The following is a 26899-nucleotide window of genomic DNA, read 5'->3' on the forward strand; positions in this document are numbered from 1 at the left end:
ACCACTACGGTGGGCCGCCGGAGTAAAAATTCTCGCCACCGACTCCTCGCTCGAAGTCGGTTCGACGCGTCCGCTACCGACCGCCATCGTCGTAGCGAGGAGCGCCGAAAAGTGACAGTTCCAGTACGGTGACGGCCGTTACGCTCTTTGTCGTTCGACGGATTGGTAGCGACGGACCAACCGTACACCGGTGGTCTCCCATCGAACTATGCTGGGTGACGCACAACCGACGGACGCTCACCCGATCGCGACACCGTGGACCGTAAGCGCGTTCGGCGCTCTCTCGGCGATCGCGCTGTTCGTCTGGAAGGCCCTGTTTCTCTCGCTAGACGACGCCGTGTCGCTAGCGCTCGGGTTCGCGGTGATCGTCGTCCCGTCGCTCGCGCTGGTGTGGGCGGGGTACCGTCTCGAGCGCGGCGACGTCCCCCCCGAACGCTACCGGCGTATCGTCGCGTGGACGGCCGGCTGTAGCGTCGGTTTTCTCGCAGTCAACGTGCCTCCGATGGTGCTGTTTCCGTGGTACGGTATCGAGGGGACGTTGGGCTGGGTGCACTTTTCGATCGTGATGGGCGCGGTCGCCGGGTTCGCGATCGGATACGTCGAGGCGCGATCAATCCAGCAGGAGGTCGAGGCGACGGCCGCAGCCGTCCGCGCGGAACAGCTCGAGTACGAACGCGAGATGCTCCGGTACCTGAACGACCTCCTTCGTCACGAGGTGCTAAACAGCGCCCAGATCGTCGGCGGCCACGCATCGTTGCTCCTCGCTGAGGAGCCAGACGACCGAACGCGCTCTCACCTCGAGACGATCCAACGCCGGAGCGAATCGCTCGAGGACGTGATCGACGACGTGCGGACGATGCTCGACGCAAACGAGTGTCCGACGGAGAACGGAGCCGTCGACCTCTCGGATCTCGTCGCGGAGACGGTGGCGTCGTTTCGCTCGACGTACGACCGAGCGACGGTCGACGCCACCGTTCCGGCGTCGGCCGTCGTGGTCGGAAACGCCGGCGTGCGACGGATCGTCTGGAATCTGCTCGAAAACGCCGTCGAACACCACGACGGCGAGCGGCCGAGGATCGACCTTCGGGTGGAGGCGACCGCCGACGCCGTCGTCCTCAGGGTGACCGACGACGGTCCGGGGATTCCCGAAGAGCGACGGGGGTCGCTGTTCCAGCGCAAGTCGCGCAACCACGGGCTCGGACTGTACCTCGTCCGTATCCTAGCGAACAGGTACGGCGGGGACGTCGAACTCGTCGAGACGGGTCCCGACGGCACCACCGTCGCGGTGACGCTGCCGCGGGCCGACGACGATTTCGAATCGGCGAACCGACCGGACGATTCCGAATCGAAGCGAGACGTCCCGGCCACCTCGGAACCTGATGCGGATTGATCCGAGTGTAGGTACAATCGCAGGGACGGCTCGCGGTTGCGCCGGCAGCGGCGGACGGCAGGCCGTCCGTCCTGGGAGTCGGTCGAATCGGTGGGGACGAACCGGCGACCCCGGGCACCTCGAAGCCTGCGGGACGACCGGTCGCTCGTCTCCGTCGGTCAGCCGGTCGCCCGTCGACCGACGTCCTCCCGCTCCTGACCATCAGGCTCGTCCCCTTCGTTCTCGGTCCCGCTCGTCGCCCAGATCGTCGCTCTACGGCCACAGCAGGCCGAGCGCCGCGAGACGCTCGAGATTCGAAACGGCACGGCGGAACCAGCGCGAAAGCCCACGACCGAACTCGCGGGAGAAGTCAGTACGTCTCGTCCCGATCTTTCCACTCGCCGATCCCCGACGGATCGAGGTGAACGTGCGCGTCGCCGACGTCGTCGATCCGCCGCAGGCTGGCGACGAGATCCGACTCCACGTCGTGTGCCTGCCTGAACGGCATGTCGCCGTCGACCTCGACGTGGACCTCGACCTCGAGTACGGTGCCGTCGTAGAAGACGGTCAGATCGTGGACGCCTTCGACGTCCGGGTGACTCCGCAGCGCGTCCGTGATCTGCTCGCGCTTTTCCGTCCCGGGTGCCGCACCGACGAGGTAGTCGACGTTCTCGCGAGCGATCTCGACCCCCTGGTAGACGACCAGGATGCTAACCAGTCCGCCCGCGATGGGATCGAGCAGCGACTGCCCCAGCAGAACCCCGACGACGCCGACGACCGCGGCCAGCGAGGTGAAGATGTCGTTGAGACAGTCCGTCGCGAGCGCCTCGAGCGCCGTCGACTCGAGCGTCTCGTTGACGTACTCGGTGTAGCGGTAGACGAGGTACATGTCGACGATCGCGAACGCGAGCGCGCCGAGCAACAGCGGGCTGAACGTGACTTCGACGCCGTGGCGAACGCCCTGAACCGATTCGTACAGCAGGTTCAGCCCCAGCAACACGATGATCGCGCCGACGAACAGGGCGGTCAGGGGTTCGATCCGATCGTGTCCGTGCGGATGGGTCGCATCGGGTTCCTCGAGCGCGCTTCGTCCCCAGACCAGGACCACGACGCTCGCGACGAGGTCCGCGATGGAGTGGGCGGCGTCGGCGAGCAGCGCGACGCTCCCGAACGCGAGACCGACGGCCCCCTCGACGACGATCTTGGCCGCGTTCCCGACGACGTTCACCGCCGACGCTCGCGTGAACCCGGCTCGCTCGTCGGCGGTGGCCATGACGTGATTTAGACCCAGTCTAAACTTGGATCTTTTCCTTTCGGCCGGACGAGAGGTGGGGTCGATCTGGCGTCCGCGAGCGGGTTTCCGAAAACGTCATCATGATTCCTTGAGAATTCTCGTCGAGTGCGGCGGGAGAACGGGCGTCTCGACCGGTCGGTCGTCGGCTCGGCCGGCGGAGCCGGTCGAGGTACCGACGCGTCGGCTGTCCGCGAGCCGGCGCGTCCGTCGGTTCCGGGCCGCCGCGTCCGGTCCGCCTCGAGCACGCGACCGACACCAGCATCGATCACCACGCCATGGCACCCGACCATCCCCTCGTTCGACTCGAGACGCTCGCCCTGATCGCGATCGGCGGATTCGCCGGTGCGAACCTTCGGTTCTTCGCGCTCGGCCTGTTTTCGGATGTCGTGGCGGTACTGCTCGTCAACGTCGTGGGCAGCTTCCTGCTCGGTTTTCTCGTCTACGAGGCCGAGTACCTGGACGTCGTCGGGCGGAAGTCCCGACTGCTCTTTACCACCGGGTTCCTCTCGTCGCTGACGACCTACAGCACGTTCGCCGTCCACACCGCGATCGAGGCGGGGCCGGGAGAGCCGCTGTTGCTCGCCGCGGTCGTCGCGGGCAACTACGGGCTCGGGTTCGCGGGCGTCCTCGCGAGCCGGTCGCTCGCACGGTGGGTCGCAGACGACGCACGGCTTCCCTCCGGAGGTGAAACGGCGTGATCGCTCCCGGGGGCTCGCTCGAGGGCGGACTCGCCGCGATCGTTCTTCTCGCGGACTGGATCACGTTCGATCCCGAACCGGCGCACCTGGTCGGAGCCGGCGGTGCGATCGGGGCTCTCCTTCGCTACGGCGTCTACCGGGGACTCTCGAGCGAGCGGTTCCCGTGGCCGACGCTGGCCGTGAACGTGATCGGAAGCTTCCTCTTCGGGCTCGCGATCTTCGCCGGTGCGGGCGAGTCGACGATCCAGTTCGTCGGCATCGGAATCTGCGGCGCGTTCACGACGTTCTCGTCGTTCTCGGTCGAGACGGTTCAGCTGTACGAACGCGGCGATCGAACGCTCGCGGTCGCGAACGCGGCGGGCAACCTCGTCCTCTCGGTCGCCGGAATCGGGCTCGCGTGGGTACTGGTAGCGGTCGGACCGTTCTAGGGTGGGTCGTCGAAAAGCATCGAGATGCCGCGTGGTCGCCGTATCGATCGAACGCGGCGTACCGATCCACCCGGGGCGGTTCGGCGTTAGTCGGAGCCGCGGACGACGGTGACCGGAACGTCGGCCCGGCGAACGACCAGTTCGGCGACGCTCCCGAGCAGGTATCGCGCTGCGCCATCGCGGCTGTGATTGTCGACGACGATTCCGTCGGCGTCGTGGTCCTCCGCGTAGGCGACGATCGTTCGTCCGGGCTTGCCGACCTCGAGTACCGTCTCGAACGAGTCGTCGGAGATCCGCTCTCGGAGCGAGTCGAGGATCGCCTCCCCTTTCTCGCGTTCGTTCAAGTACTCGTCGTCGGCCGTGTAGCCGGGAAACGCGCGCTGGCGACTGTAGTCCGCCATCGGATCCACGACGTACAACGCCGTCAGCCGTCCGTCGGGAAAGCGATCGAGCGTGTACTCGAGCGCCGCCCGCGACGGAGCCGAGCCGTCGACCGGAACCAGTACGTGTTCGGACATACTCGCTCCACGGCGTCCGTCCTCAAATATCGCCCGACGACACGGGTTCAGCGACGGTTTGGGACGTCGAGTCAACCGACGGCTGGCGTGGCGAGTTACTGGCCGTCTCGAGTCGGAGTCCGCCCGCGATCGGTCGGCGTCGATCGTCGCACACAGGTCACCGATCGAACAGTACGCCCGTCGTCTCGGAAGTAAAAATCGTTTTTCGCGTCGACGACGTCGAAGCGGTGGGGCGATCGATCCGGACCGATCACGCCTCGTTCAGTCCCGGTAAGCTTAACAACCGACTGAGTGATTCACGTGTATGAGCGTTCGGCGTGAGTTCTGGTCGATCTACCGCGAGACGCTTCCGATCCTGTTGATCGCACTCGGCGGCGGTCTCTTCGCCGGACTGGTTCTCGAGGGGATCGTCGAAAGCGTCCAGCGATTCCCCGGTCTCCTCGTGATGGTTCCAGTCTTTCTGGCGACGCGAGGGAACGTCTACGGGGCACTCGGCGGTCGAATCTCGAGCGGGCTCCACCAGGGGTTGATCGAACCCCGATTTAGTAGGGACGATCGGCTCGTCAACGCGGTGCTCGCGTCGTTCGTCAACGGAATCGGCATCTCCATCGTCATCGGCGTGCTCACCTGGATCGCGCTGTTACTGCTGGGCTGGGAGGTCGCGGCGCTGTACGAACTCGTCGGGATCATGCTGATCGCCGGCGTGTTGACGTCGGTCGTCCTCATCTTCGGCCTCCTCGCGCTGATCTTCGCCGGTTACAAGTACGGCTACGATCCGGACAACCTCGTCGGCCCGATCGTCACCACGCTCGGCGACATCTTCGGCATGCTGTTCATGCTGCTTTCGATCACGCTCGTCGAGGTGGTGGTCTGATGGTCGTTCCGAGCGCGGCGGGCTCGCTCGGAACCTGGAACTGGAAGCGGATCGTCGGGAACATGTTCCCGCTGCTCGTCGTGCTCTCGATCATCGTCCTCTGGGCGGGGATCACCCTCGAGAACGCCGAGGAGATGCTTGAGCAGTACGCTATCCTCGCAGTGATGGTGCCCACGATGGTCGACATGGGCGGGAATCTCGGCGCGATCTTGAGTTCGCGACTCTCGACCCGGTTTCACCTGGGAACGACGGAACTCGATCCGAGCGACCGCGAGCTGTGGGCGAACGTCGGGGCCGTTCTCGCGCTCGCGGTAACTATCTTCACGGCGCTCGCCTTCGGCGCGTACCTGCTCGGAATGCTCATCGGATCGGTCATTCCGCTGCCGACGCTGCTTCTCATCTCGCTGGTCAGCGGGATGTCCGTCGCGGTGATCGCGGTCGTCTTCAGCTTCGCCGCGACCTACGGCTCCTACCGCCTCGGGATCGACCCCGACGACACCACGATTCCGATCGTCACGAACGTCGTCGACGTCTTCGGCATGGTGATCTTCATCGGCGTCTCGGCGATCGTTCTCGGACTCTAGGCGAGAACTCCCCGCTCGTCGTCGGCCTCCCGTCGTCCGTTTCGGAACGCGTTCCACTCCCGGACGCCGCCGAAGTGACATCCTAACTAACACCGGACCGATCGTCGACCGTCGTATGCTGCCGCCCGTCGCGAATCGGTTCGTCGCCGGCGAGACGCCGGCCGAAGCGATCGAGTACGCTCGTCGCCGGTCCGGCGACGGCCCAAACGCGATGCTCAACCGGCTCGGCTCGCACCACCGGGACCTCTCGAGCGTGCGCGCCGACGCCGACGAGTACGTCATGCTCGTCGAGGAGCTCGCACGTCTCGACGGCGATCCCGCGGTCTCGGTCAAGCCGACGCAGCTCGGCCTCGAGATCGGCGAGCCGCTCTTTCGAACTTCGCTCGAGCACATCTGTGAACGCGCAGCCGGCCGGGACGTCGCGGTCTGGCTCGACATGGAAGAACACTGGACCGTCGAGCCGACGCTCGAGGTCGCGGTCGACCTCGCGCGCGAGTACGGCGGCGTCGGCGTCTGCATCCAGGCCGACCTGAAGCGAAGCCGGGCGGACCTGCGGAGACTGGCGGACGAACCCGTCCGCGTTCGCCTCGTCAAAGGCGGCGCGTACGATCGTCCCGACCCCATCGCGTACACGGATCCCGACCGTCGCGACCGGGCGTACCGAGCCCTGCTGTCGGAGGCGTTCGATCGCCTGGACGGCGGAATCGCGGTCGCGACGCACGACCCGGCGATGCTCGAGCACGCGGTGGAACTGGGCGACCGCCACGAGACGGCGTTCGAGATTCAGATGCTGATGGGCGTTCGACCGACGGCACAGCGGACGCTCGCCGACGAGTACGAGGTCCGGGAGTTCGTCCCCTACGGCCCACGCTGGAAGCGGTGGGCGTTCAACCGCGCCCGACGTAACCTCGGCTTCGCCGCTCGAGCCGTCGGCGAGACGCTGGTACCGACGAACCGGGCGGCGTCGGGAATCGCTGCCCGGCGGTGAGCGCGAGAACGAAGCGCCCGCTTCGGGCCCGATCGAAATCGCTCACGGTCCACGCAGAACGTGCCAGCTACGCCCTTTTACTGACGAAGACCCTCTCGTCGGTATGGCGACGAGACCACCCGTCGAATGTCCAGTCTGTCACGAGCCGATGACCCAGGGGAAACCGCTCGAGCGCCACCTCCTTCGAGATCACGGAAAGCGAACGCTCGCGAGCTTCGTCGTCGCGGAAGCGGAGGCGATCGAAAACGAAGACGTCGCGGAGTGAACGCCCCGAGTTACGACTCGAGCCGACGCGAGATCGACCGGCCGGCGTTCAACACCGGCAGCGCGGGCGAGGGGAAACCCCGTTCGTAAACCAGCAGCGGGATCGTCTCCGCGCCGAAGTACTCCTTGAACCGGAAGACGCCGTTTCTGAAATCCGGCGGCGATCCCCTGAGTTCGTACGTCTCGTACCCCTCGTCGATCCCCCACTTGATGGCGTGTTCGTGGAGGAGCTCGGGCGCGTGATACTCGAAGTGATCCTCCGTGACGGCCGTAAAGAGGTGCTGAAGCGTCGACTGCTCCTCGTCGCGGAGGTACATGTACATTCCTCGCGTCTCACCGTTCACCCGCAGCGAAAACACGGTTACGCGGTCGCTAAACTCCCGCAGTTCGTCGAAAAACGACCGCGGGAGCGTCGGGAGACCGACCCGATCGGTCACCGTCGCGTAATCCGCGTAGAACGTCTCGAGGGTCCCGTCGGTGAGCGACTCCTCGACGACCTCGAAGTCGTACTCGTGGCCCCGCCGGATTCCGCGGCGTCGTTCGCCGTCCATCTCCGCGAACAGTTCGTCCCAGCCCAGAGAGAGGTCGAGCGTGAATCGACACGAGAGGATCGTCGGCCGGTACCCCCGCTGCTCGAGGAGCTCGTGGTAGCGGACGTAGTTCTGGTCGTACGTCCGAAGCTCGTTGAACAGGATCCGTCCGGTACAGAGATCACCGACAGCGTCGAGGAGCAACTCGAGTGAGGTCTCCTCGTCGGTCATGGCGATCGGTCCGCCGTATCCCGGTCTGATCGAACTCAGACGATTGATCCGGCCGAGTTCGGTCACGAAGTTGGGAAACGCCGCGATCGGATTGCCGCTCTTTTCGACGAGCAGGTGTCTGGGTTCGTGTGAAAGCGCCTCCTCGACGGCGCGAAGCCACTCGTATCGGTGGTAGACGCAGCTGAGATCGGACTGGTCTACGACGTTGTTCCACTGGTTCCGGTTCACGTCCTGGATGCTCTCTACGTGACGAACGTCGGGCCCCATCTACACCTCGGTTCGATATCGCCGTACATAATTACGAACTGGCTTCGAGAGGTACAACGAACGTACCGGACAGAAAGCGGCCGAACACCGCCCGGCCCAGGTGCGTTCCGGCGCATCGAATGACGTTCGCTCGGAAACCGAGCGGCACTCTCGAGCAACCGGTCTCGAGGGACTCGACGAATGGACAGCGACGGACGACTCGAGCAACCTGATCGAACGCCGGCTCGAGCGACCACACTCGGACGGCCGATTCGCGTCCCAGCGCCGGACGATCGGCCTCCAGTGGGCGTCCACCGAAGCTCGCGGCGAATCGCCGCGGCGGCTCGCGCTCACTCCGTGGACGGAACTCGCGGGCGAGCGGCCGCCTCTCCCGACGCGCCGAGCCGCCGGCAGCGCAGATACCGCGAGAGCGCGTAGGACATCCACGCCTGGCACCACCGCATCAGCGTGAACCGCTTCGTGTACCACCGGCGCTGCTGGTAGTAAAACTGTCCGCCGCCCGCGTAGAGTGCGTCCCTCGTCCACTCGATGATTCGTCGAGCGAAGGCGAGATCACCCAGCTCGGCGAAGACGACGATCCCCTGGGCGGCGGCGTGGACGTCACGCGGGTACGCGCTCGACTCGTCCCACCGCGGCGCGCCGTCGTCGTCGAACAGTCGCTCGCGGTAGAACGTCGCAGCGCGCTCGAGCGTCGGTTCGAACCGATCGTCTCCGGTGACGTCCCGGTGTCGCAGGAACGATTCGACGATGAAGCCGTTGTGGAAGTTGTCCATCGAGAGGTGCGACGCCGTCGGCGGATCGGCGTACATCCAGCCACCCGAAGCCGTCTGCTTGCTGGCCACGTACTCGAGGATGGCCGTCGCCGCTTCGCGCAACCGTCGGTCGCCAAACCGATCGAACAGATCGAGCAGCAATCGCGCGCCCAGCGCGTTCGCGTTGAGCGTGTACGCCTCGCGGTCGGTCGACCCGTCCCTCGAGGCGGTGTAGTTGATCCGCGCGCCCTCGTCGACCTCCTCGTACGCGAGGTCCTCGAAGAGGAAGTCGCTGGCAGTGCGCGCGACGTCCGCGTACCGCGGCTCCGAGAGGGCGTCGCTTCCCCGGAGCAGCGCCCTGACCGCGTACGACGTCGAGACCACGCCCGACACCTCCCCCGGCGTCGACGCGCCGTCGCTCGAGAGGTCCTGCAGGGGATGGCGATGACCGCCGCCACCGAAGCCGGCACACCAGTCGTTTTGGGCCTCGAGCAGCCACTCGAGTAGCGATCGGCCCTCCCGCGCGTACCGATCCTCGCCCGATCGCTCGTACAGGTCGAGGGTGGCGAGGGCGAACAGCGCGGCTCCCTTGTAGTTGCGGCGCTGCTCGACGAGAAACAGCGGTCGGAGGTTGACGGGAGCCCGTTTGATCGTCTCCTGGACGGCGAGGTTGACGAGTTTGCTCTCGATCGGCAGCGAACGGACGAACGCGCTGCTGAGTCCGTCGGCGTAGTCCCAGCCGGTGTACTCGCGCTCGCTCGCGTACGCGAGGGTACTCCGACGGAGTCGATCGATCGATTCGTCGTCCAGAGTCATCCGTGCGTTCCACCCCCCGAGGGAGCGTTCACGCGCGAGTCTCCGGTCTCGATCGCCGGGAGCTTCTCGACGACGGCGGGCGGGGGCGTCAACCAGGCCCCGACGTCGCGCGGATCGACGTCCCACGCGACGCCGGGGTTGCAGACGGTCGCGAGGTACTCCGGCAGCGAATCACGGTCTCGATTCTCGAGCCGGAACTTCAGCTCCCGCAGGGGAAAGACCATCTCGCGGCCGGATTCGGGCGAGCCGACGGGGACGTCCACCTCGAGATCGAGCCGGTCGGCGACGATCGTCGAGGCGAACCGGTGGCCGAACCTGCTCGCGAGCGCGTAGGACGCCCAGAACTTGGGATTGATCTCCATCAGAACGAACGTGCCGTCGGGCCGGCGTTTGAACTCCACCAGCGCGACTCCGTGCCAGCCGACCTCCCGAAGCAACCGTGTCGCGTGGCGCTGGAGCCGCGGCTGGTCACACAGACGGAGGTGGGTACCGCTTCCGCCGTGACGGGGAACGGAGCGAAGCTCCTCGTGGACGCACGCGAGTGCGACCTCGTTGTCGAAACAGAGGAGCCCACAGCCGTAGGTCGAGCGAGAGCCGTCGACGTACTCCTGAACCAGCACGTCGTTCTCCGGGGCGATGGCCGCGATGCGGTCGTACGCAGACCAGAACGCCGCGGGATCGTCGACCGGTGCCGTCGTCGCCGCGCCGTTTTCCTTGCGCGCCTTGAGAAACACCGGAAACGGCAGGTGGTCGCCGACGTCGGGTCGACCGTCGGCCTCGAGGTCGGCGACCAGTCCGGTGTAGTCCGTCGGGACGTCGATGTCGAGTTCTCGGGCCCGCTGGAGGGTCGCGCGTTTGTCGACCGCCACCCGAAACGACGGCGACGGCGGGAGACACAGCGAGACGTCGGCCGGAACGGCCGACCGAATCGAGTCGACGCTGGCCATCGATTCGTAGCCGACCGGGAGGACGACCCCCGGACGACACGAACGGATCACCTCGAGCACGGCGTCGGCGTGGGCCGGATCGTCCGGCGGAGGCACGACGGCGGTGTAATCACAGTACGTCGAACGCAACAGCCTGCTGTGGCGCATCGTTCCGGCTCCGACGATGGTCGCCTCGAGGTCCTCGGTGAGTTCCCTCGCGATCACGAGGGACGTATCGTAATCGCCGTCGAGCACCAGCACCGTCGGCGGCTCCGGGTCCATAGCGACGACGCCATCGACCGAACCTAAAAGTATAAAATCGCTATGGGTTCACGGCGACCGGTAACTGCGTCTTATTCCGACCGCCGCCGTTCGGCGGGCGAGATCGATCGGGACCCGTCCGAGTCGGCGCGGCGAGCCACAGCGGAGCGGTACGTAATTGATCGCCTGTGGCGTGCGAACCTCACGTTACCGAGCGAAACTAACGCGTTACGACGATGTCGAGAGCGCGTCGAACGCCTCCGCGGCGGTTCGGGTCCCCTTCGAGATGAGGACGTCGCCGGCTCGCAACTCGGCGTCGGCGGTTCCGACCAGGATCCAGCCCTCGTCGGGACGCCGGATCGCGATCACCGACATCGTCGAGTCGACGTCAGGTACGCCGCCGGTCATCGTCGTGCCGTCGAGTTCGCTCCCGGGCTCGATTTCGACGCGGGTGATGATCTCGTCGCTCTCCTGGACCGCGAGTTGAACGACCGGGTGGACGTCGAAGTCCCGAAGTACGCCTTCGCTGATGTCGATCGCCGCGTCGCTTATCACCTCCGTACTGACGCCCAGCCGGATGAGCCCGCGGAGAGCGATCGGCTCCTCGGCGTCGGCGGCCGCCCGAAGCGTCCACGCCTCGAAGCGCGACTGCATGGCGTCGACTTCGACCTCGAGGTTTCGGACCTCCTCGGCCAGGGCCGCGCTGTCGAACAGGACGCTGCTGTAGGCCAGATCGACCGCCAGTTCCGAGAGGTTCTTCATGTGAATGATCGTGTCGACCGCGCGCTCGAGATCCGGAACGCCGGGCGAGTCGATCGACGGCGACTCGTATGGCTCGCCGGTGAGCGTCTCGCAGACGTCGCCGATCGCGGCTTCGGGGCCGCGCAAGAGCGCGACGTCGTCGCTCGTGACCGTCGTCTCCGGACCGGGGTTGAGCAACCACTCGTCGCCGCGGCGCAGCGCGATCACGCGGACGCCGGTCTCGGACTCGAGGTCGATGTCGGCGAGGGTGCGGTCGGCGTACGACGAGTCCGGATCGACGACGACGCGGACGAGCGTTTCGGCCGCCTCCGGAAGCGCCGCCCGCATCGCGTCCGGAAGCCCCATCTCCTCGAGGACGATCTTCGCGATGTCGCCGGCGGCGTCGCTGATGTCGTCGGCCGCCGCGACGATCCCCAACACCGGCGCGAGCTGTTCTGCGTCGGCCGGGTTGCGCGCGGCCAGCATCAGGCTCATCCGGGCGCGAAGCTCGAGGACGTTCATCCGTTCCTCGAGGCGAAGCACCTCCTGTGCGAGATCCTCGTTACGGTGTAACACGGCGGAGTACGAGAGATCGATCAACAGCTCCGCGGTGTCTTTCATCTCGACGAGCACGTCCTTGACGCTGACCGGCTCGTACTCGACCGATGCAGACGACGCTTCACCCTCGAGCGGGTCCATACTCGGAAAGAGTGCGCCCCGGTGAAAAAAGCGTTTCCCGCGCGGCGCGAGAATCGACGGCGGGCGAGCCCGCCGAGTCGCGCTGAACGACGGCTTCCGACACGGTTTTGGCCGGGCGCAAAGAAGCCACGGCCAATGCTCGACCGGACCTACTTGCGAGAGAATCCCGACGAGGTACGCGACGCCCTCGAGAACCGGGGGGCGGACGTCGACCTCGACGAAATTCTCGCGATCGACGAGCGGTGGCGGGAGCTGAAAGCCCGCGGCGACGAACTGCGCCACGAACGCAACCAGATCACCCAGCAGATCGGCACGTACGTCGCCGAAGGAAACGAGGAAAAGCGCGAGCAAGCGATCGAGCAATCGCGGGAGCTCAAAGGCGAGATCGAGGAGGTCGAAGCCGAAGCGGACGACCTCCAGGAGGAGCTTCAGGAGCGACTGCTCGAGGTGCCCCAGGTACCCCACGAGAGCGTTCCTCTGGGGCTCGACGAGCGCCACAACGTCGAAGACCGGCGCTGGGGGTTCGACGACCTGCGCGAGCTTCCCGGCGAAGTCGTCCCCCACTACGAGCTCGGCGAGGAGATGGACATCATCGACGAGGAACGGGGCGCGAAGACGACCGGCGCGGGCTTTTACTTCCTCAAGGGCGATGGCGCGCGCCTCGAGCACGCCTTGATCCAGTTCATGATGGACGTCCACCGCGAGCAGGGCTACGTCGACCTCTTCCCGCCGGTTCCGGTCAAGAGCGCGTCCATGCGGGGCACCGGACAGCTGCCGAAGTTCGCCGACGACGCCTACCGCCTCGGCGACAGCAACGACGAGGACTACGACGACGAGGACCTCTGGCTCTGTCCCACGGCCGAGGTTCCCGTCACCAACATGTACGCGGGCGACATCCTCCTCGACGACGACCTGCCGCTGAAACACCAGGCCTACACGCCGAACTTCCGCCGCGAGGCCGGCGAGCACGGCACCGAAACCCGCGGCATCGTCCGCGTCCACCAGTTCAACAAGGTCGAACTCGTCAACTTCGTTCGCCCCGAGGAGAGCTACGACCGCCTCGAGGGACTGCTCGACGAAGCCGAGGAAGTTCTCCGGCGACTCGGCCTTCCCTACCGTATCCTCGAACTCTGCACCGGCGACCTCACCTTCGCCTCCGCCAAGACGTACGACATCGAGGTCTGGGCCCCGGCAGACGACATGGACGACGGTCCCGAGGAGGGCGGACGCTGGCTCGAGGTCTCTTCCGCCTCGAACTTCGAGGAGTTCCAGGCCCGCCGCGCCGGCCTGCGCTACCGACCCGAGCGCCACGAGTCCGCCGAGTACCTCCACACCCTGAACGCCTCCGGGCTCGCGCTCCCCCGGGTGATGGTCGCGATCCTCGAGTACTACCAGAACGAGGACGGCACGGTGACGATCCCAGAGGCGCTACGGCCGTACATGGACGACCAGGAGCTCATCGAGGGCCACGAGAAGGTCGGCGAGAGCGCGCTGGGTGCCGGCAAGCGGGAGTAACCTCGAGCGGGTTGGTACTACCAATTTCCGTAATCAAACGGTAGCGTGTATAGCAGCCAACCAGATCTCTTGTATATCCACGATCGTGTGATAATAGATTAAAAATTTGACATTTTCGACTTGTGTAACTAATCTAATATATGAATAATGATTGTATATCTAACAACTATCAGCCGCTTGTGGTGCTATTAGTCGACGTGAGTTGACGCCGGTGAAGACGGCAACGTCGTATCTGTTACGTCAGATTGACTAATCAGATGGAAGTCACTTGTATGATGGGATTCCACCAGATATGAGGAGAAGACGATCGCCAGAAGGAGAAATTTTAACATCAATAAGGCATTAAAACAGGTATGAACAGCTATCTAGTAGCGTTCACTGCAATATTAGCGGTAGTAGTTCTTTTACTGTTCTTAGAAAAGAAAGAAGTTCTTTCGATAGAGCTTCCACAGTGGGTACTCGCACCACTATTAGTTTCCGGAATCGTTGGAATCGGTCAATTTTTAGCTGTGCCACCACCGGAGAGAGCACTTGTTACTATTGCAGCGACATTGTGTTTTTTTATCGGCGTTCTGTGGCCACTTCCAAGAGAAGAAAGCAAACGACGAAGCTAGACGTGTTTATGGGCTTCCGATATGACCAGGCGCGAATGATTCAACAGGCAATGGTCCTGTCGGATACGGTGGCTCATTGGTGGTAAGCGTATCAAACTCATTCCAGTCCGGATTTTTCACGCTTCCATCTCCCCAACGAGGTTCAATGGTTCTAAACCCACAGCGATCAGAAATACATCCTCTATCAACATCCATGTTACCAACGTAATACCTTGGTCCGCTAAGCGCAATCCAGACACCCACAATAACCGCTGCTGATACCGTCACTGGCCAACTAAGCCCCGCTGCCCCTAGGAGCGCTGCTACTGCAGCGCTCGCAGCCGTTGATCCGATACCTTCAATTGATCTGGTAAACAGTACGTCAACCCCCTCTAATCTGTGATTGTAGTCCTCCCAATCACTATCACCGACATACCTGCATTGCGGACCCGTCGTCTGTATCACGTTGTAGTCCTCTATCACTTCCATTGACTGTGCATTATGCTTGACAACATCGTCAATATCAACTTCATCTTTGTGGACATACACCTTCCCTTTAGAAAATCCCTCTTGGGTGGAACTATCATGACCAACAACGCGCGCGATTAAACTTTCATTTTCAAATTCGACTTCGAAGAGCTGCTCATTTTGGGACAGCTTCTTATCACCTTGAACCTCAACCTGCGATGAGCTTACTTCTTCAATCGATATCACTTCTGGAATGTCGTTATTTTCGCCATTACCAGCACTAGCCGCTGCGGGGAATGTACTACCTGCTACACCCATCGAAACAATACTCTTGAGCGCACTTCTTCTCTTCATGCCTTCTCCCAACAATATTCGAAATAAGTGAATAAATATTTCCGTTATAGTATTAGGTTTAATTTTATTTTTGTGTCTGGGAACTACCAGAACGAGGACGGCACGGTGACGATCCCCGAGGCGCTACGGCCGTACATGGACGACCAGGAGCTCATCGAGGGCCACGAGAAGGTCGGCGAGAGCGCGCTGGGTTCCGGCGAGCGGGAGTGACGTCGAACGAGAGTAGTTGCGAACAGTTCTCGTTATCAGAACGCGATACACCCGGTATTTTCATTTTCACGTAGTTGGAAGTTTGTGCCGTGCTGGCCCCCTTTACCGTACGAAAGATCACACGTCCTCGAGGAAGAGTCGCCGAAATCCGGGCCCACGTTTGCGCTGGCTCCGGTTGGTCGTGTCGCTGGAACACCGAGAACGATAGTTCGGTATAAGACGAAAGACCTCAATATATATTAAGTGAGAGTGCGAACTGAAGCGTATGACCGGAGACGAATCGACCGCCGACGAGGGCTGTCGGGAACGCCAGACCACCGGCGAAGATCGCGTGCGAATGGTCGCCCGGCAGCTGTCGGAGCCACGAACGGCAAACTGGATCGCCTCCGAAGCGGGCTGGTCACACGAACCGACCAGGCGCGTTCTCGAACGGCTCGTCGACGACGGGATTCTCCATCGTGACGACAGCGGCACTCACACCACGTACTACCCCGATTACCGTCGACAAGCGTTGCAGGAGGCGATGCGTCTGCGGGACGGTGGGTACACCGTCGAGGAACTCACGGATCGCCTCGCCGAGATGAAGGCTCAGATCCGGGAGTGGAAAGGCGCGTTCGACGTCGAGTCGCCGAATCAACTTCGCGGGACGCTCACCGACGATACCCTCGACGCCACCGAAGAAGATCGTCGTCGTGAGGTCGCACGCGAGTGGGAGCAGCTTCAGCGGCGAATCCGGATCGTCGGATTCGCCATCCGCGAATGGGACTTCCTCGCTCCAACGACAGAGCCCGCTGAGGCCAGCAGCTAACGGATGTCCGTTCCGCACCCGGGTGGCGATCCGAACGCGAATCTTTACGCGCAACTGAAGCGGGACGTCCTCGACCGTGTGCCACAGATCACGGCGGTCGAGTACGTCCCGGACGATATTGAGGCCCGGCACCTTCGAGCGATGTTCGATCCGGATCGGCTTGACCCACCAACAGGACCGAATTCACCGGAACTGACCGTCAAGTGGTATCGACAGGAACCGCACGACTGGTTCCGTATCAACTACACCGACCCAAACACGGGCTTTCACGCTGGCTGGCACCAGGACGACGACCATCCCGATCTCGGACGAGCGCATTTTCAGTACTCGGTCGCCGATGAAGCGGACCGATGGGGTATCACAGTCGAACACGAGACTCCTTCTCTGATACTCTGGGAAATCGTCGAGGATCTCCTCGAGAACGTTCGGCCGACGTACCAGTGCTCGAGCCTCGAAGAGTAGCTCGTACGGATGCGCTACCGATCGCCGACCGGAACGCCGTCGGAATCGGCGGACTCCCGCGTGCCGACGACGTCGACGATCGACGCAGCCTCCGCGTCGTCGTACGCCGCACCGAGCGCGATGAGGAAGCCGACGATCGCGGTCACGACCGCGACCGCGCCGACGGCGACGACGGCGATCGAGAAGATCGCCCCCGAGAGCACCTGCGCCGACGTCAGGAGCGCGATGGCCGTCACGGCGGCGACGAGCGCAAGCAGGCGACCGAATCGGCCGGCGTCGAACCCGCCGTCGTGACCGGCGTCCGTTTCGAGCAGTTCGTTGATCACGCCCCGGTACTCGGCGTCGGGGCCGACGTTTCCGAGCGAGTGGATCGAGTGGGCGACCCACAGACCGGCCGTGAAGTTGAGCAAGGCGACGAACGAGACGAGGCCGAGTTCTCCCGCGACGAAGAGACCGGCCAGAACCGCGTTCGCGAACGCGACGACCATGATACCGTGGACGACGAGCGAGCGCGTTCCGAACTCCTCGAGCGACTGGAGGTGTGCGAGTTTCATAGAAGAACTTGGTTCCCAACGGGGATAGCGACGGTCCCTAACGAGTGGGGGCGAAAAGCGGACGGCGAGCGAATATCACCTCGAGAGGGCCGTCTCGCCCGGTTACGAGACTGAGGGCGACCGTCTCAATCGAGTCACGATACCGGAGACGACTGTCTCGACCGGTTACGATACCTGAGACGGCCATCTCGACCTACCCGATGCCGGTCTCGACGGGCGTCCCTCGATTCGGCGACGCGGTTCGGATCAGACACCTCGCTCGGTCGACTCGAGCACGCGCCGGTACCGTCGCCCCGCGTCGTCGTCGGCCGAGAGCGCCTCGCGAATCGGCGGCGAGATCCACTCGCGCTCGCCGGCCGCAGCGTCGTCCGGTTCGTCGCTACCCGCCCCGTCGGCCGGGACGCCGTCGAAGTCATCGGGACGCAGATCGGGCGGAAGGAACCGCTCGTAGACGGGCAGCCGCTCGCGCAGGGGCAGGCCGGCCGAGGCGGCGATCTCCTCGAGTTCCCGCAGGGCGGGCCAGGCGTACTCGGGATTGACGTGGTCGTCGGTGACGGGAGAGACGCCGCCCAGGTCGTCCACCCCGCAGTCGATGAGCTCTCGAGCGGGCGCGAGGTTGGGGGGAACCTGCACCGACACCTCCTCGGGGAGGGCGACGCGGGCCATCGCCGTCACGCGGCGCATCGTCTCGAGGTCGGGCGAACCGCCGGACCAGCGCTCGTTGTTCACCACCGGCTGGACGATCACCTCCTGGACGTGATCGTAGCGGTCGTGCATCTCGGCGATGGCGAGCAGGCTCTCTGCTCTGTCGCGCCAGGTCTCCCCGATGCCGACGAGGATGCCGGTGGTGAACGCGACGTCGAGTTCGCCCGCGGTCCGGATCGTGCGCAGGCGCTGGCCCGGCTCCTTCCTGCGCGGGCCGGCGTGGGCGTCGACCTCGGCGGTCGTCTCGAGCATCACGCCCATACTGGCGTTGACGTCCGCGACGGCGGCCATCTGCTCGCGAGTCTGATCGCCGGGATTGGCGTGGGGGAGCAGCCCCTCCGCCAGGGCGACCTCGCAGGCCTCGCGCAGGTAGGTGTGAATCGAGTCGTGGCCCCACTCCGCGAGCTGTACGTTGATCTCGGCGTAGCGGTCGTCGGGATCGTCGCCGAACGTAAACAGCGCCTCCGTACAGCCGGCGTCGGCTCCGCGGCGGCAGATCTCGCGAACCTCCTCGAGCGAGAGCAGCGAGGCCCGCCCCGGCGGGTCGAAGTAGGTGCAGTAGGTGCAGGTGTACCGACACGCCGTCGTCAGGGGAACGAACACGTTGCGCGCGAACGTCAGCGACGGCGGCGCGTCGACGTCGTCGGGGTCGACCGACAGCAGCGCTTCGACGTCGGCCTCGTCGATCGCGATCTCGACGCCGTACTCGTCGGCCCCGGGGATCATACCTCGGAGTGTCGCCCCTCCGCACATAAGGGCTTCACTTCGGTCCGAGCGGAGGTCGCGACGCGGAGCCGACGCCCCTCCTCGCGACGTCACCGGGGGTTTACAACGATCGTCGGTGTGGGACGCCTGATGCACGAAGACGACGACAGTTCGAGGCTCTCCCGTCGACGTCTGCTGCGCGCGTCGGCGGCGGCGACCACCCTCTCGGTCGTCGGCACCGGGCAGGCGAGCGCGGGTCGCTGGAGCGATCTCGAGGTCGGACCCTCGAGCGACCGTCGCTGTCCGGACGCGACGACCCAACCGAGCATGGGCCACTGCGCGGGCTCGAGCGTGGAGGGATGCGCGGACGATCACCCGGTCACGCGGGAGTTGCGCGCCGCGGTCGACGAGACGCTGACCGAACGCTACCCCGACGCCGGCGCGCTGATCGACGCGGGGTTCAAGCCGTACTTCGACGCGTTCGACGTCGCCGACGAGGACGGCTGGTCCCACTGGCTGAGCCCCGAGTACATCGGCGACGGAGAGGTGCTCGACCCGGATCGTCCCGAGTCGGTGCTGGTCGACAACGCCACCTGGCGGTCGATCGGCGTGATGTTCATCGCGACGCGAGGCGGCGAACCGGTCGAGCCGCCGCCGGTGTACGACGACGGCGATGGGAGCGAATGGAACGACGACGGCGACCGGAGCGAGGACGGTCCCGACGACGAATCCGGCGACGCCGGCGAGGACGAACTCGACGTCGCGTACGCGACCGACATGGAGGAGGGAGAACACCACTCCGACGACCACCACGACGGTCCGGACCACGACCATCCTCCTGGCGACGCGGACCGCTGCTCGCCGTGGCACTACCACGCCGGCTTTCCGGGACGGTTCGCGTGGTGGTACTATCGACAGGTGTACGAGCGCGACTTCGAAGAGCGCGACCTCGAGTTCCCGTGTCGGACGCCCTGCATGATGCACGTCTGGACGGTCGACCACCCGGAGGGCGTCTACGCCCACGGCGGACCGCCGGCCGAGTTCCGCCCGGACGCGCCCGCCGACGACCCCGGCTTCGACACCGACGCAACGCCCGGCGAGGACGACCTCGAGTGGACCGTCCTGCCGGAGGATGCGAGACCGGATCGGACGCCCGACGAGCTCTCGCTGCTCGGACCGTAGCTCCGGCGAGCCGAGAGCGAACTACTCGCCCCACTCCTCGAGCGCGCGCTCGAAGCGGTCCGTGGCCGCTTCGACGGAGAGATCGTCCGTATCGAGGACGAGGTCCGCCGCGGGCGGTTCGAACTCGCGGTGAACCACGTGGACGCCCTGGGTTTCGATGGGATCCTCCCGGGTTCGATTACGCTCGAGGCAGGTCTCGAGCGAGGCGACGACGCGAACGAAGCGGACGTCGGGCAGGTCGCGAAACCGCCGCTGCCACTCCCGGCGGTAGAAGGTGCCGTCGACCAACACGAGCGCGTCCGCCGGCGCCGTCCGGACCGCCTCGTACAGCTGCTCGTAGGTCCGACTCGAGAACGAGTCGGAGTGAACGCTCCGGACGACGACCCCACGGTCCTCGAGCCGCCGTCGAACGGCTCCCGTGAGGGTGGTTTTGCCGACGCCGGGCGGACCGCAGATGACGACGATCACGGGACTAGTCTGCCGAAGAAGCCGATCGTATAACAGTCGTCGGATTTCGATTTCACGGCGACGGGAAAGAGCGCGACGGACCGGAGACAAACCGATCCACCAGGAACATGTTCGGGGCGATTCCCATTCCCCGCGGCGTCCACCGATCGAGTATGCAATCGACCGCAATCGATCCCGACGCCGAACTCGCGACGCTCGTCGAAACCGACCTCGCGTACGCTCGGGCGTTCGAGTCCCTCGGGCTCGATTACTGTTGCGGCGGCGACCGTTCGCTCGCCGACGCTTGCGACGAGGCCGACCTCGACCTCGAGTTCGTCCTCGAACGGCTCGAGCGCGCGAGGGGGGACGGCGGAGTCGCTGGCGAGCTCTCGGCTGAGAACGCGGCGAGCCGCGATCCGGACTGGAACTCGCTCACCGAGCTCGCGAACCTGATCGTCCGGGATCACCACGGATACCTCCGCGACGAGTTGCCGGAGCTTCGGGCGCTCGTCGAGAAGGTCGCCCGGGTCCACGGCGAGAGTCACCCCGAGCTTCGGGATCTCGAAACGACGGTCGACGACCTCGCCGCGGAGCTGTCGGAACACATCGTCGACGAGGAGGTCGACGCGTTCCCGCTGATAAAGAAGGTCGACGCCGGCCGCCCGCTGACCGACGCGGAGGAGTCTCGCCTCCGCGGAGAGATCGACGCCCTCGAGACCGACCACGACGAGACGGCGGCCGCGCTCGAGCGCATCGTCGACCTGACCGACGGCTACGCGGTTCCCGAGGGTGCCTGCGGGAGCTACCGCAGCATGCTCGAGCGACTCGAACGGCTCGAGCGCAACACGCACCTGCACGTCCACCGGGAGAACAACGTGCTCTTCCCGCGCGCGGAGGCGCTGCTCGACTGACCGTCGGTCGTTCGGTCGTTCGAGTCCGACGAGAACGAATCATTCCCAGTCGATCTCTTCGCCACGGCTCGAGTCGCGGAGGATGAACGGCCCGATCGCGAGCGTCCGTTTGGCCATCGTGGCGATCCGCAGGACGAACGCGATCAACAGGAGAAACGGGGCGACGGCGACCGTCGACGCCAGCACGACGATCCAGACGACGGCGTCGATGCCGAGGACCGTTCCGGAAACGGCGTCCGCGTCGAAAAACAGCAGCATCGACGTCGTGACCACCAGTGCGGGCACGGCGACGTACATCATCGCCCGCGAGAGGTTGATCAGCTCCCACTGGAAGTACAGCGTCTTGAAGTGCTCGCGGGCGAGGCCGAACAGCTTCAGCGACTCGAGCAGTTGGTCGTAGGCCTCGCGGGTCTCGTCGGTGAACGAGTCCGCGTGCGCGTTCTCGATCCGGCGGGCGCGGAAGATCTTCCAGGAGTAATTGTAGTCCAGCGCGGCCTTGACGACGTCGTAGGTGCCGAACTGGGCGTCTTCCAGATCGTCGCGGATCGAGTCGGCGTGGGTCGTGAGGTTGTCGACGAAGTCGTCGACGCGCTCTTCGAACTCCTCGTCGTGACCGTCGGAGACGGCCTCGCGAAAGTCGTGTGCCCGCTCTTCGGAAGCGGCGATGATCGCCTGAACGAACGAGGATGGCTCCGGCGGGCTGATCGGCGCGTCGATCGACGACTCGACGGTCTCGCGGAACTCGAGTGCGCCCTCGAGGCGCTCGCGCTGGTCCTCGACGGCACCCAGTTCCTGGGAAAGCACCAGCGAGTTGATCGTGACGACGAGCGTGACGCCGGTGATCAACGCGGTCACGAGCGCCTGAAAGAGGGTGTGGACGGGCTCTTTTTCGTCCATCAACGCGAGCAACGAGACGGGGCTGAGCTGGCTCACGACCAGAAGGCCGACGGCGACGAACCCCATCAACCCGACGGTGACGAGCCAGCGGTTCGCGTTCAACAGGAGTTCGTGCTTCCAGGTCGGGTCCTCGCTGCGCTCGGCCATCGTGTCGCGTGGCTGGGAGCCGTCGCCGCTCATCGCTCGAACCGAAAGGTACCACGGTGGGCCGGAAATAGGTATGGCAGGATTGCGGACGGAGAAGCCGTTCAGCCCAGGTCCTCGTCGCGTTTGGACTCCCGGAGGATGAACGGTCCCATCGCTAACGTCCGTTTGGCGACCGTCGCGATGCGGAGGATGTAGGTGATGAAGACGACGAACGGCGAGATGCCGACGACGAACCCGGCGCTGGTGATCCAGACCAGGTTGTCGACGCCGAGGGTCGAGCCGGGGAGCGCGCTCCCGTCGACGTACATGATCATGATCGCCATCACGGTCAACGCGGGCACGGAGATGTACAACAGCGCCCGCGAGAGGTTGATCAGCTCCCACTGGAAGTACAGCGTCTTGAAGTGTTCGCGGGCCGGGCCGAACAGCTGTAACGTGTCGATCGTGTGGTCGATCTTCTCGCTTGCCTCCTCGGAAAGCGAGTCGCCGTGATCCGCCCGGATCTTGCGGGCGTCGTAGATCTTCCGCGAGTAGTTGAAGTTCAGCGCGTTCCAGATCACCTCGAACGTGCCGAACTGGGCGTCCTGAAGGTCGTCTTTGACGCTCCGTGCGTTTTCGGTGGCGTCGTCGACGTAGTCGGCGATCTTCTCGCGCAGCTCCTCGTCGCGTTCGTCTTCCATCTCGGCCTCGAGTTCCTTTGCACGTTCCTCGACGCCGTCGACGAGTTCGAAGAGGAAGGCCGCGGGTTCGGGCGGGCTCGCGTCCTCGGTGATGGTACTCTCGACGTCCCGTCGGAACTCCATCGCGTCCTGCATCCGGTCTCGCTGCTGGCCGACCGCGCCGAGTTCCTGGGATAGCACCAGCTGGTTGATCGTGACGACGATCGAGGTGCCGGTGATGATCGCTCCGATGAACGCCGAAAAGAGGAACTCGATACCGTCCTGATTCTCGACGATCTCCCGAAGCGGCGTCAGTTCGAGAAAGCTCGTAGCCACGAGGATCGCGAAGACGGCGAACAGGATGGTAGCCGTGAACAGCCAGCGGTTTACCTGGAGCAACACCCACAACCGCGGTCCCTCGAGCCGCTCCTGGTCGTCCGATCCGTCGCTCGAGTCCGAGTCGCTCATCGACGGGAAACACAACGACGCTCACGGGTAAAATACCACAGCCGGTGATCGACGGGTACGGGGGCGACGGTCGCGACGTGCAATCCGACGGGGAACACGAATCAGGGGTGGATACCGCGAGATCAGACGGAGAAACGGGAGATCCGATGGGATACCGTGGAATCCGACGAGATACCACGAAGTTCGGCGGATACTGCGGCTCCGGGCGACGCGAGTCCCGACCGGCGATCAGTCGGATCCGGCCGGCGTCGGCGACTCGGATTCCTCGCCGTAGGTGACGTCGAACGGTCCCTCGTCGGGGTCCTTCTGAGGGAGCATCGGGCCGACGGATGCGGTCCGGCGCGTCACGGTCGCGGTCCGGAGGATGTACGACGTGAGCAACGCGAGCGGCGAGACGACGACGGCGATGAGCGCGCTGACCACGAACGGCAGATAATCGGCGCTGATCGCCGGCCCGCCCAGATCGGCGTACAGAAAGCCGACGAGCATCGCCGACAGGATCGCCGGCACGCCGCAGTAGATCGTCAGCTGCGAGAAGCGGGTGAGTTCGCGCTGGAGGTACGTCGTCTTGAAGTGCTCGCGGGCGACGCTGAACGACTCGAGCGCGTCGATCAGTCCGTCGAGGGCCTCGCGTGCCTCGTCGGACAACTGGTCGCCGTACCGACCTCGAAGGTGTTTGGCGGCGTACAGCTGCCAGGCGTCGTCGTAGCCGATCGCCGCGGAGACGGCCCGGAACGTGCCGAACTTCGTGTGCTCGAGCGTCTCGTCGATCCGTTCAGTGCTGTTCGTGACGCCGTTCGTGTACCGTCTCACCCGCGTCGCGAGTTCGTCGTCGTGATCGCTCGTCGCGTCGGCGAGCGTCCTGGCGCGGTCGTCGATCGCTTCGACGAGCAACTCGAGCAATCGCGTGGGCGAGGCGGGGACCGCCGGCACGCCCGTCGTCTCGGTGACGTCCTCGCGAAAAGAGAGGACGCCCTCGAGCTGGTCCTGGGACTCGCCGGCCGCGGCGAACTCTCGAGAGAGGATGAGCTGGTTGATCGAGACGACGAGCGTCACCAGCGAGAAGGTGCCGGCGATCATGCCGCCGGCCAGGCGGGTGATCGAGTCGTCGTTGACGAACGAGATGACGCCGAGCGCGTTCAGGACGAGAAAGAGGAGAAACGTCACGACCGAGATGAGCGCGGCGACGAACAGTCGGTCGGCTTCCACGAGAAACCAGTCGCGAAATCGCGCCCACGAGGTCATCCGCTCACCGATGTCAGCGCCGTACGACTCGTACGCCTCGTCGGCGTCGGACGAACTCATACCCCCGGCTTCACCGTCGGCGACGATAAGATTCCGCGTTGCACATCCCGAGATTCGGTCGGTCACGTCGCCCCCGCCGGCTCGAGTGCAGGGTCCAGACTCAAATGGCCCGGAGCCGTTCGACCCGTATGATCGAGTACGGCGAACGCTCCGTGGACCGACGGTCGCGGCGATGACCCGAGGAGGTTTCGATCCGACTCGCTGCGATCGACCGGACCGTCGCCGCGTGCTCGCCGGCGTCGGAACGGTTGCCGCCGTCGCGCTCGCCGGGTGCAACGCCGTCGGCGGGGACGACTCGCCGACCTACGAGAGCGGCGAGGTCGGTCCGATCGACGGCGACGACCGCACCCCCGAAGAGACCGCCGCGGCGGCGGCGCTCGCAGAAACCGAGCTCAACGAGAGCGTCACGCCGCTGGATTCGCTGGCGATCGACGACCACGGGTTCGTCCTCGAGCAGGACTTCAGGGGCCCGACGGTCCAGGGGACGGTCGAGAACGCGGGCGACGACCGGGTTCAACTCGTCGAGGTCCGCGTTCGAACGTACGACGAAACCGGCGACCAACTCGGACGCTACCTCGACACGACGGGCGACCTCGACGGCGGCGCGTCCTGGGCGTTCGAGGTGATCCTCCTCGAGTCGATCGACGACCTCGAGGGGTACGACGTGACGGTGCTCGGGACCCCGACGTGAACGCAGACCGTATCAGAGCACGCCGGCTTTCGACGTCGGTTTTGGACGTACTGACCGACGTTCGGACTGCACCGCTCCCGGCCCGGCGGCTACAGGGACGGATCGAAGCTGCGACGCCCACCGTCTCCAGTCGATCCACGCCTTCCCGAGAATCAACCGGCGAGGTAGTCGTTCAGCGTGGCGAATTCGTCGGGCGTGAGGACGACGTGAGTCGAAACGCCGTCGACAGCCTCGAAGTCGTCGTCGAGCGTCAAAATCGTGCCGACGCCCTCGCTGAGCGCGACCCGAGCGTAGTAGCCGTCCCACCCGTCGATGTTCAGGGCTCCGGAGAGCGAGAATCCCGATCGAACGACGGGCTCGGGGAGTTCGTCGTACCAGTGGATCCGTTTGGCATCCATCAGGTTCTCCATGAGTTCGGACGCCCGCTCGTTCGAAAATCCGTAGTAGGACGTCAGCACGTGGTGAGCGCCGACGAGCGCAGAGTAAGGGATCACGCCGTCGATATCGCCCGTGATCGCATCTCGAAGAGACGAGAGCGCGGGCTCGCTTACGGGAGTCCCCGCGTGAGCGAGAGCGACGACGCCGACGTCGAAAAGATACGGTCCGTCACTCGTCATCTGCGCGTCGAGCCCGTCTTCGGATGGTCTCGGCGTGATCTCGAGCGTACGCGTCGAGGTCGTCTTCCCGCCGGCTCGTCGGATCGGGACTCGCTCGTTCGACGAGCGACTCCATTCGCTCGATGATGCGCTCAGGATCCGTCTCGGGCTCGACGACGGCCTTGCCGTCTTTTTCGCGAACGTCTACCTCCGTGCCGACGTCCAGGCCGAGTTGCTCGCGTACTTCTTTCGGGAGAACGATCCTCCCCTTGGAATCCACGGTCGGCATATTCCCACGTTCGGTGGGAATTCGGATAGTCGTTTCGGTGCCGAGCGACGAAAGCGTTCGGGCCGGCACAGCGGATACGCCGGTCGCCGCGACGATCGTTATCGGTGTGCGTCCTCGAGAAACGCCCGAACCCGGTCGTTCAGGCGCTCGAGTTCCTCGACCGCAGCGGGCGGATACGACTCGGACGGGGACTCGAGCGCCGGCTGATCGTCGGGGTCCGGCCAGCCGACGACGATCGTTCCGACCATCCCCACCGCTTCGTGGCGCGTACAGACGTAGTCGTAGACTCCCTCGTCGTCGAACGTTCGGTCGAAGGAATCGCCGTCGTCCAGCACGTCGCTCGCCCACGGTTCGGCGGCGTCGGGGATCCGTCGCTGGTCGCCGTGAGTCGCCGGATGGTACGCGGTCGTATCGTGGCGTCCGTCGCCGCCGACCCACTCGATCGTTCCGCCGTCGACGAGGTGGACCGCCGATGGGTCGACCCGCTCGCCGTTCGGCGCAGTCGTCAGTTCGATCTCGACGAACGGCTCCGGATCGCCAAGTTGCGGATCGTCCGCGCCCGGCGACTCCTCGAGACAGCCGGCGAATCCCGACGCGAGCAGCGTGCTTCCGGCGGCGAACAGCGTGCTCCCGGCCGAAAGCAGTTCCCGACGCGAGCGCCGTCGCCTGCCCATACTCGTTCCTCGAGTCATC

Annotated in this window: 31 protein-coding genes; 15 read left to right on the plus strand and 16 right to left on the minus strand. The window is 64.9% G+C overall.

What is annotated here, in order from left to right:
- Nucleotides 1-208 precede the first annotated feature (208 nt).
- A complete protein-coding gene (locus EA472_RS15855; RefSeq protein ID WP_124192491.1) occupies nucleotides 209-1390 on the plus strand; it encodes an ATP-binding protein in 1182 nt (393 codons plus the stop codon).
- Between the two features lie 349 nt (nucleotides 1391-1739).
- On the opposite strand, the gene EA472_RS15860 is transcribed toward EA472_RS15855, so the two are convergent.
- A complete protein-coding gene (locus EA472_RS15860) occupies nucleotides 1740-2642 on the minus strand; it encodes a cation diffusion facilitator family transporter (RefSeq protein WP_124192492.1) in 903 nt (300 codons plus the stop codon).
- Between the two features lie 296 nt (nucleotides 2643-2938).
- Between EA472_RS15860 and EA472_RS15865 the strand changes: the two genes are divergently transcribed.
- Nucleotides 2939-3361, plus strand: coding sequence for a fluoride efflux transporter FluC (locus EA472_RS15865; RefSeq protein WP_124192493.1), 423 nt, complete (start codon nucleotides 2939-2941; stop codon nucleotides 3359-3361).
- Nucleotides 3361-3789 (plus strand): fluoride efflux transporter FluC, encoded by a 429-nt coding sequence (locus EA472_RS15870; protein ID WP_124192575.1) that lies wholly within the window; start codon nucleotides 3361-3363, stop codon nucleotides 3787-3789. The genes EA472_RS15865 and EA472_RS15870 overlap by 1 nt, the downstream gene beginning before the upstream one ends.
- A gap of 86 nt (nucleotides 3790-3875) precedes the next feature.
- On the opposite strand, the gene EA472_RS15875 is transcribed toward EA472_RS15870, so the two are convergent.
- The gene (locus EA472_RS15875) at nucleotides 3876-4307 is read right to left on the minus strand and encodes a universal stress protein (RefSeq protein WP_124192494.1); all 432 of its coding nucleotides are present in this window, start codon (nucleotides 4305-4307) and stop codon (nucleotides 3876-3878) included.
- Between the two features lie 304 nt (nucleotides 4308-4611).
- Here EA472_RS15875 and EA472_RS15880 point away from each other — a divergent pair, with 304 nt between their 5' ends.
- The 4 genes from EA472_RS15880 to EA472_RS22575 all read left to right on the plus strand — a co-directional run bounded on the left by EA472_RS15880 (nucleotide 4612) and on the right by EA472_RS22575 (nucleotide 7018).
- Complete coding sequence (locus tag EA472_RS15880; protein ID WP_124192495.1) at nucleotides 4612-5181, plus strand: magnesium transporter; 570 nt, start codon at nucleotides 4612-4614, stop codon at nucleotides 5179-5181.
- Nucleotides 5181-5765, plus strand: coding sequence for a magnesium transporter (locus tag EA472_RS15885; protein WP_124192496.1), 585 nt, complete (start codon nucleotides 5181-5183; stop codon nucleotides 5763-5765). The genes EA472_RS15880 and EA472_RS15885 overlap by 1 nt, the downstream gene beginning before the upstream one ends.
- Nucleotides 5766-5880: 115 nt before the next feature.
- Nucleotides 5881-6753 carry a proline dehydrogenase family protein gene (locus EA472_RS15890; protein WP_124192497.1) on the plus strand — a complete coding sequence of 291 codons (873 nt, stop codon included), beginning with the start codon at nucleotides 5881-5883 and terminating at the stop codon, nucleotides 6751-6753.
- Nucleotides 6754-6856: 103 nt separating this feature from the next.
- A complete protein-coding gene (locus EA472_RS22575) occupies nucleotides 6857-7018 on the plus strand; it encodes a hypothetical protein (protein ID WP_165874921.1) in 162 nt (53 codons plus the stop codon).
- Between the two features lie 10 nt (nucleotides 7019-7028).
- Here the strand turns inward: EA472_RS22575 and EA472_RS15895 are convergent, their stop codons facing one another.
- From EA472_RS15895 to EA472_RS15910, 4 genes are all read right to left on the minus strand, one after another.
- Nucleotides 7029-8045 (minus strand): GNAT family N-acetyltransferase, encoded by a 1017-nt coding sequence (locus tag EA472_RS15895; RefSeq protein ID WP_124192498.1) that lies wholly within the window; start codon nucleotides 8043-8045, stop codon nucleotides 7029-7031.
- 329 nt (nucleotides 8046-8374) lie between these two features.
- Nucleotides 8375-9613 (minus strand): antibiotic ABC transporter permease, encoded by a 1239-nt coding sequence (locus tag EA472_RS15900; RefSeq protein WP_124192499.1) that lies wholly within the window; start codon nucleotides 9611-9613, stop codon nucleotides 8375-8377.
- Nucleotides 9610-10821, minus strand: a complete 1212-nt coding sequence (locus EA472_RS15905) for a carboxylate--amine ligase (RefSeq protein ID WP_124192500.1) — start codon at nucleotides 10819-10821, stop codon at nucleotides 9610-9612. The genes EA472_RS15900 and EA472_RS15905 overlap by 4 nt, the downstream gene beginning before the upstream one ends.
- A 207-nt stretch (nucleotides 10822-11028) precedes the next feature.
- The gene (locus tag EA472_RS15910) at nucleotides 11029-12240 is read right to left on the minus strand and encodes a potassium channel family protein (protein WP_124192501.1); all 1212 of its coding nucleotides are present in this window, start codon (nucleotides 12238-12240) and stop codon (nucleotides 11029-11031) included.
- A gap of 135 nt (nucleotides 12241-12375) precedes the next feature.
- On the opposite strand from EA472_RS15910, the gene serS reads away from it, so the two are divergent.
- The gene (serS, locus tag EA472_RS15915; protein ID WP_124192502.1) at nucleotides 12376-13755 is read left to right on the plus strand and encodes a serine--tRNA ligase; all 1380 of its coding nucleotides are present in this window, start codon (nucleotides 12376-12378) and stop codon (nucleotides 13753-13755) included.
- Nucleotides 13756-14108: 353 nt separating this feature from the next.
- Nucleotides 14109-14369 (plus strand): hypothetical protein, encoded by a 261-nt coding sequence (locus EA472_RS15920; RefSeq protein WP_124192503.1) that lies wholly within the window; start codon nucleotides 14109-14111, stop codon nucleotides 14367-14369.
- Nucleotides 14370-14375: 6 nt separating this feature from the next.
- Here EA472_RS15920 and EA472_RS15925 read toward each other — a convergent pair whose 3' ends face one another.
- Nucleotides 14376-15182 (minus strand): hypothetical protein, encoded by an 807-nt coding sequence (locus EA472_RS15925; protein WP_124192504.1) that lies wholly within the window; start codon nucleotides 15180-15182, stop codon nucleotides 14376-14378.
- Between the two features lie 60 nt (nucleotides 15183-15242).
- Between EA472_RS15925 and EA472_RS22580 the strand changes: the two genes are divergently transcribed.
- The 3 genes from EA472_RS22580 (at nucleotide 15243) to EA472_RS15935 (ending at nucleotide 16650) form a co-directional block, all read left to right on the plus strand.
- Nucleotides 15243-15380: a hypothetical protein gene (locus tag EA472_RS22580; RefSeq protein ID WP_165874917.1), complete on the plus strand. Its 138-nt coding sequence runs from the start codon at nucleotides 15243-15245 to the stop codon at nucleotides 15378-15380.
- A 265-nt stretch (nucleotides 15381-15645) separates the two neighbouring features.
- The gene (locus tag EA472_RS15930) at nucleotides 15646-16188 is read left to right on the plus strand and encodes a DUF7342 family protein (RefSeq protein WP_124192505.1); all 543 of its coding nucleotides are present in this window, start codon (nucleotides 15646-15648) and stop codon (nucleotides 16186-16188) included.
- Between the two features lie 3 nt (nucleotides 16189-16191).
- Complete coding sequence (locus EA472_RS15935; RefSeq protein WP_124192506.1) at nucleotides 16192-16650, plus strand: hypothetical protein; 459 nt, start codon at nucleotides 16192-16194, stop codon at nucleotides 16648-16650.
- Nucleotides 16651-16664: 14 nt separating this feature from the next.
- Here the strand turns inward: EA472_RS15935 and EA472_RS15940 are convergent, their stop codons facing one another.
- Nucleotides 16665-17204 (minus strand): hypothetical protein, encoded by a 540-nt coding sequence (locus EA472_RS15940; RefSeq protein ID WP_124192507.1) that lies wholly within the window; start codon nucleotides 17202-17204, stop codon nucleotides 16665-16667.
- A 246-nt stretch (nucleotides 17205-17450) separates the two neighbouring features.
- The gene (cofG, locus tag EA472_RS15945) at nucleotides 17451-18635 is read right to left on the minus strand and encodes a 7,8-didemethyl-8-hydroxy-5-deazariboflavin synthase subunit CofG (RefSeq protein ID WP_124192508.1); all 1185 of its coding nucleotides are present in this window, start codon (nucleotides 18633-18635) and stop codon (nucleotides 17451-17453) included.
- A gap of 129 nt (nucleotides 18636-18764) precedes the next feature.
- On the opposite strand from cofG, the gene EA472_RS15950 reads away from it, so the two are divergent.
- Nucleotides 18765-19796 (plus strand): hypothetical protein, encoded by a 1032-nt coding sequence (locus tag EA472_RS15950; RefSeq protein WP_124192509.1) that lies wholly within the window; start codon nucleotides 18765-18767, stop codon nucleotides 19794-19796.
- 21 nt (nucleotides 19797-19817) lie between these two features.
- Here EA472_RS15950 and EA472_RS15955 read toward each other — a convergent pair whose 3' ends face one another.
- Complete coding sequence (locus EA472_RS15955; protein WP_124192576.1) at nucleotides 19818-20315, minus strand: ATP-binding protein; 498 nt, start codon at nucleotides 20313-20315, stop codon at nucleotides 19818-19820.
- 101 nt (nucleotides 20316-20416) lie between these two features.
- On the opposite strand from EA472_RS15955, the gene ric reads away from it, so the two are divergent.
- Nucleotides 20417-21154, plus strand: a complete 738-nt coding sequence (gene ric, locus EA472_RS15960) for an iron-sulfur cluster repair di-iron protein (RefSeq protein ID WP_124192510.1) — start codon at nucleotides 20417-20419, stop codon at nucleotides 21152-21154.
- A gap of 39 nt (nucleotides 21155-21193) precedes the next feature.
- Here the strand turns inward: ric and EA472_RS15965 are convergent, their stop codons facing one another.
- From EA472_RS15965 to EA472_RS15975, 3 genes are all read right to left on the minus strand, one after another.
- Nucleotides 21194-22231 carry a hypothetical protein gene (locus tag EA472_RS15965; RefSeq protein ID WP_124192511.1) on the minus strand — a complete coding sequence of 346 codons (1038 nt, stop codon included), beginning with the start codon at nucleotides 22229-22231 and terminating at the stop codon, nucleotides 21194-21196.
- Between the two features lie 68 nt (nucleotides 22232-22299).
- Nucleotides 22300-23325 carry a hypothetical protein gene (locus EA472_RS15970; protein ID WP_124192512.1) on the minus strand — a complete coding sequence of 342 codons (1026 nt, stop codon included), beginning with the start codon at nucleotides 23323-23325 and terminating at the stop codon, nucleotides 22300-22302.
- A gap of 228 nt (nucleotides 23326-23553) precedes the next feature.
- Nucleotides 23554-24630 carry a hypothetical protein gene (locus tag EA472_RS15975; RefSeq protein ID WP_124192513.1) on the minus strand — a complete coding sequence of 359 codons (1077 nt, stop codon included), beginning with the start codon at nucleotides 24628-24630 and terminating at the stop codon, nucleotides 23554-23556.
- A gap of 172 nt (nucleotides 24631-24802) precedes the next feature.
- Between EA472_RS15975 and EA472_RS15980 the strand changes: the two genes are divergently transcribed.
- Nucleotides 24803-25321 carry an FxLYD domain-containing protein gene (locus tag EA472_RS15980; protein ID WP_124192514.1) on the plus strand — a complete coding sequence of 173 codons (519 nt, stop codon included), beginning with the start codon at nucleotides 24803-24805 and terminating at the stop codon, nucleotides 25319-25321.
- A 152-nt stretch (nucleotides 25322-25473) separates the two neighbouring features.
- Here EA472_RS15980 and EA472_RS22795 read toward each other — a convergent pair whose 3' ends face one another.
- The 3 genes from EA472_RS22795 to EA472_RS15995 form a co-directional block, all read right to left on the minus strand.
- Complete coding sequence (locus EA472_RS22795) at nucleotides 25474-25938, minus strand: type II toxin-antitoxin system VapC family toxin (RefSeq protein WP_124192515.1); 465 nt, start codon at nucleotides 25936-25938, stop codon at nucleotides 25474-25476.
- On the minus strand, nucleotides 25928-26206 hold the full coding sequence (locus EA472_RS15990; protein ID WP_124192516.1) for an AbrB/MazE/SpoVT family DNA-binding domain-containing protein: 279 nt from the start codon (nucleotides 26204-26206) through the stop codon (nucleotides 25928-25930). The genes EA472_RS22795 and EA472_RS15990 overlap by 11 nt, the downstream gene beginning before the upstream one ends.
- 98 nt (nucleotides 26207-26304) lie before the next feature.
- Complete coding sequence (locus EA472_RS15995) at nucleotides 26305-26880, minus strand: plastocyanin/azurin family copper-binding protein (RefSeq protein ID WP_124192517.1); 576 nt, start codon at nucleotides 26878-26880, stop codon at nucleotides 26305-26307.
- Nucleotides 26881-26899: the final 19 nt, after the last annotated feature.

This window comes from Natrarchaeobius oligotrophus (genome assembly GCF_003841465.1).
GTDB lineage: Archaea > Halobacteriota > Halobacteria > Halobacteriales > Natrialbaceae > Natrarchaeobius > Natrarchaeobius oligotrophus.

Bases quoted from the DNA above. Each gene is read 5' to 3' on its own strand.
- EA472_RS15890 (WP_124192497.1), top strand. From the start codon at position 5,881: ATGCTGCCGCCCGTCGCGAATCGGTTCGTCGCCGGCGAGACGCCGGCC.
- EA472_RS15895 (WP_124192498.1), bottom strand. From the start codon at position 8,045: ATGGGGCCCGACGTTCGTCACGTAGAGAGCATCCAGGACGTGAACCGG.
- EA472_RS15950 (WP_124192509.1), top strand. From the start codon at position 18,765: ATGCACGAAGACGACGACAGTTCGAGGCTCTCCCGTCGACGTCTGCTG.
- EA472_RS15980 (WP_124192514.1), top strand. From the start codon at position 24,803: ATGACCCGAGGAGGTTTCGATCCGACTCGCTGCGATCGACCGGACCGT.
- EA472_RS15975 (WP_124192513.1), bottom strand. From the start codon at position 24,630: ATGAGTTCGTCCGACGCCGACGAGGCGTACGAGTCGTACGGCGCTGAC.
- EA472_RS15935 (WP_124192506.1), top strand. From the start codon at position 16,192: ATGTCCGTTCCGCACCCGGGTGGCGATCCGAACGCGAATCTTTACGCG.
- EA472_RS15990 (WP_124192516.1), bottom strand. From the start codon at position 26,206: ATGCCGACCGTGGATTCCAAGGGGAGGATCGTTCTCCCGAAAGAAGTA.
- EA472_RS15995 (WP_124192517.1), bottom strand. From the start codon at position 26,880: ATGGGCAGGCGACGGCGCTCGCGTCGGGAACTGCTTTCGGCCGGGAGC.
- EA472_RS15965 (WP_124192511.1), bottom strand. From the start codon at position 22,231: ATGAGCGGCGACGGCTCCCAGCCACGCGACACGATGGCCGAGCGCAGC.
- EA472_RS15885 (WP_124192496.1), top strand. From the start codon at position 5,181: ATGGTCGTTCCGAGCGCGGCGGGCTCGCTCGGAACCTGGAACTGGAAG.
- EA472_RS15875 (WP_124192494.1), bottom strand. From the start codon at position 4,307: ATGTCCGAACACGTACTGGTTCCGGTCGACGGCTCGGCTCCGTCGCGG.
- EA472_RS15865 (WP_124192493.1), top strand. From the start codon at position 2,939: ATGGCACCCGACCATCCCCTCGTTCGACTCGAGACGCTCGCCCTGATC.
- EA472_RS15880 (WP_124192495.1), top strand. From the start codon at position 4,612: ATGAGCGTTCGGCGTGAGTTCTGGTCGATCTACCGCGAGACGCTTCCG.
- EA472_RS15905 (WP_124192500.1), bottom strand. From the start codon at position 10,821: ATGGACCCGGAGCCGCCGACGGTGCTGGTGCTCGACGGCGATTACGAT.
- cofG (WP_124192508.1), bottom strand. From the start codon at position 18,635: ATGATCCCCGGGGCCGACGAGTACGGCGTCGAGATCGCGATCGACGAG.
- EA472_RS15920 (WP_124192503.1), top strand. From the start codon at position 14,109: ATGAACAGCTATCTAGTAGCGTTCACTGCAATATTAGCGGTAGTAGTT.
- EA472_RS22795 (WP_124192515.1), bottom strand. From the start codon at position 25,938: ATGACGAGTGACGGACCGTATCTTTTCGACGTCGGCGTCGTCGCTCTC.
- EA472_RS22575 (WP_165874921.1), top strand. From the start codon at position 6,857: ATGGCGACGAGACCACCCGTCGAATGTCCAGTCTGTCACGAGCCGATG.
- EA472_RS15855 (WP_124192491.1), top strand. From the start codon at position 209: ATGCTGGGTGACGCACAACCGACGGACGCTCACCCGATCGCGACACCG.
- EA472_RS15860 (WP_124192492.1), bottom strand. From the start codon at position 2,642: ATGGCCACCGCCGACGAGCGAGCCGGGTTCACGCGAGCGTCGGCGGTG.
- EA472_RS15940 (WP_124192507.1), bottom strand. From the start codon at position 17,204: ATGAAACTCGCACACCTCCAGTCGCTCGAGGAGTTCGGAACGCGCTCG.
- EA472_RS15970 (WP_124192512.1), bottom strand. From the start codon at position 23,325: ATGAGCGACTCGGACTCGAGCGACGGATCGGACGACCAGGAGCGGCTC.
- EA472_RS15910 (WP_124192501.1), bottom strand. From the start codon at position 12,240: ATGGACCCGCTCGAGGGTGAAGCGTCGTCTGCATCGGTCGAGTACGAG.
- EA472_RS15900 (WP_124192499.1), bottom strand. From the start codon at position 9,613: ATGACTCTGGACGACGAATCGATCGATCGACTCCGTCGGAGTACCCTC.
- ric (WP_124192510.1), top strand. From the start codon at position 20,417: ATGCAATCGACCGCAATCGATCCCGACGCCGAACTCGCGACGCTCGTC.
- serS (WP_124192502.1), top strand. From the start codon at position 12,376: ATGCTCGACCGGACCTACTTGCGAGAGAATCCCGACGAGGTACGCGAC.
- EA472_RS15930 (WP_124192505.1), top strand. From the start codon at position 15,646: ATGACCGGAGACGAATCGACCGCCGACGAGGGCTGTCGGGAACGCCAG.